3 protein-coding genes are annotated in these 2,905 nt (G+C 25.8%); all 3 read right to left on the bottom strand.

Annotated elements, in window-relative coordinates; all coding sequences use genetic code 11:
* Nucleotides 1–396: 396 nt before the first annotated feature.
* From BLS77_RS19390 to BLS77_RS19380, 3 genes are read right to left on the bottom strand one after another with little or no spacing between them, the layout of a single operon-like run.
* Entirely contained in the window at nt 397–1,071 is a 675-nt protein-coding gene (locus BLS77_RS19390) for an ATP-binding cassette domain-containing protein (RefSeq protein WP_242874043.1), read from the bottom strand.
* Nucleotides 1,016–1,789 carry an ABC transporter permease gene (locus tag BLS77_RS19385; RefSeq protein WP_089973798.1) on the bottom strand — a complete coding sequence of 258 codons (774 nt, stop codon included), beginning with the start codon at nt 1,787–1,789 and terminating at the stop codon, nt 1,016–1,018. The genes BLS77_RS19390 and BLS77_RS19385 overlap by 56 nt, the downstream gene beginning before the upstream one ends.
* The gene (locus tag BLS77_RS19380; protein ID WP_089973797.1) at nt 1,764–2,723 is read right to left on the bottom strand and encodes an ABC transporter substrate-binding protein; all 960 of its coding nucleotides are present in this window, start codon (nt 2,721–2,723) and stop codon (nt 1,764–1,766) included. Before BLS77_RS19380 ends, BLS77_RS19385 begins: the two co-directional genes overlap by 26 nt.
* Between the last annotated feature and the right edge of the window lie 182 nt (nt 2,724–2,905).

Below are 2,905 nucleotides of genomic sequence, written 5' to 3'. Positions count from 1 at the left end.
GCGACTTTCTTAGTTTACCACCGCATCTAAACCTTGTCAACACCTTTCTTTCAAGCTGTTTTTCTTAGTTCGTCATTTGCGACTTCTTTATCTTACCACCATTTCTAAACTCTGTCAACAACATTTTAATAAGTTAATTATTTAAGTTGTTTACTAAATTTATTAGGTTTGTTTGTTGTCCCCTTAGGAACGAACTTAATAATACCATGATATTAACTCTAAATTATATATCATATTGTTATTTAATAAAGCTACTATATATAATTCTATATATAACTAGTATTTACTCTATTTTCCTACTATTGATACGCCAGGAATAGTTTACTTTTTTTATCAAACTCTTCTGTAAATAGAAATGTAGATTATAGTATATTTCTACCATAATCTACATTAATTCTAATTATCTAATACTTTTTGCTTTGTTTTATCAACATAATATTCCTCTATTATTTGAATTGGCTCTCCACCTAATCTTATAACTTTATCTGATAAAAGAAATTTTTCCTCTTCATAATGTGTTACAAATATAACTGTTGCATTAGATTCTTTAAATATATTTTTCATTTTATTTATTATCTCAATTTTATTATTCTTATCAATTGATTTAAATGGTTCATCCATAATTATTATATCAGAAGGAATTGCTAAAGCCCTTGCTATATTTACTCTTTGATTCATTCCTCCACTTAATTGATTTGGATAATATCTTGCATAATCTAATAACCCAACTTCTTTTAAACCATTATTCACTTTATTACTTATATCTTTATCCTCATAATATCTCTTACATACTAATTCTAAATTTTCATATACTGTTTGCCAAGGTATTAACCTATCTTCTTGAAATACATAAGAAATATTTTTATTTTCCTCAAGGCATTTATTACTTATATAATTTAATAATGTTGTCTTTCCACAACCAGAGGGTCCCATAATACAATTAACCTTACTGTCTTCTATATTAATTTCAAAATCTTTATAAATATTTCTATTTCCATAACTAATATTTATATTACTAATTAATATAATGATCTTCCCCCTTCCACTTATTAAATTTCTTAAGTAAAACACTTAAAATTTTATCTACTATTATACTAACTATAGCTATAATAATTATCCAAGTAATAACTGCTGACGTATTTAATTGCATTTTCTCTAATTGAATAGCTGCTCCAATACCATACTTTGGTTGTGCATATACTTCACCAGCTATAACTACTTTAAATATTAGAGAAATAGTAGAACTTAATATATTACTTATTGAAATAGTAATTGAAGGTAGATATATTTTTTTAAGTATATCTATTTCTTTTACTTTATATACTCTACACATTTCTATAAGTTTAACATCCGTATTAATCAAAGTATTAATTGTAACATCATAAAATATAGGTAATGATATAATAATTCCTATTAATATTGGTGCAGTTTCTTTAGAAACCCACACTAGTACTAATACTATAAATGCCATTGTTGGCACTGATTTAATTACTGCTAATATAGGATATATAAAATTATATATCCACTTATTAATATAACTTAATACACCTAATAAAACTGCTAATATTATAGAAATTAAAAAACTAATAAAACATCTTATTAAGCTATAGTATATCAATGATACACAATCTCCATTAACTAATATCTTTTCACACTCAAATAATATATTTTTTATTCCTGGCATTATTATTTGATTATTTACTACTACAGATACTATTTCCCATAAGATTATTATAATTATTGTAGCTATAATAATATATTTATTATTCTTTAATGAAGACTTCCTCATAAGTAGTTTTTCCTTCCTCATTTAACTCTTTATTATCTATAACTTCAAAAAATCTTATATACTCATTTTTAGTATCTTGTATATTATAGAATTTCAGATTTGCTCTATCCAGTGCACTTGATAATATATCCTTATTAACTGATATTCCTATACTTTCACTTATTACACCAGCCTCATTAGGATTATTATTTACCCAATCTATGGACTCTTTAATATTTTCTACTATTTTTTTACATAGTTTTTTATCATCATTATAAAATTTTTCTTTTATTAATAAAGTTGATTGTGGAAACCCTATTTTAGTATCCTTTGATTCCATCCATTCTTTATTAAAATCTAATAATATTTTTACATTAGATTTTTTACTCATTATAGTAGATAAGACAGGTTCTGAAACTATAGCATATTTAGCCTTTCCACTTATAATCATAGGTGCTAATTCAGATGCAGCACTTACATATGAATAATTCACCTTATCTTCAGTTAGCCCTTTACTATTTAATATTTCCTTTCCTATAAGATCTGGTGTAAGACCTTTACCTGTATTATAAATTTCTTTACTTTGTAACTCATTTATATCTGTTATATCTTCAGTAGTTATTAAATATAAAGATCCTAACCCAATAGTTCCTGCTACTTTATATTCTAAGCCTTTATTGTGAACTTGTAATGCTAAATTCGATGGCACTACCGCAATATCAGCTTCGCTTTTTAATAATTCAGCTACTAAAGCATCTGGTGTTTTTTGCAATTCACTTTCTATTGTATAGTTATCTATTTTCTTATTGTCATTAATAAATTTACTTATACCTATTGCCGGTAACCCATCTGGATATATTAACCTTGCACTTACTTCCTCTACTGGTTTCTTAGAACAAGCCATTAGTACAAAAGTCATTGATACTAGTATTATTATTTTTATTGATTTTCTCATATTTACTCCTTCTCATATCTATTTATTTCCATACCTATACTATACTACATTACTTACTAACTATAAATACTATCCAAATAATTTTAGACGCAAAAAAAAGAGTCTAAATCAGACTCTTTTTTGTTAACCTGGCGACGTCCTACTCTCCCACACAGCTGCCCGTGCAGTACCATTAGCGCTGT

Source organism: Clostridium gasigenes, assembly GCF_900104115.1.
Lineage (GTDB): Bacteria > Bacillota > Clostridia > Clostridiales > Clostridiaceae > Clostridium > Clostridium gasigenes.
The sequence above is the reverse complement of the archived record's forward strand: the minus strand, read 5'-3'. Positions and strand labels throughout refer to the sequence as shown.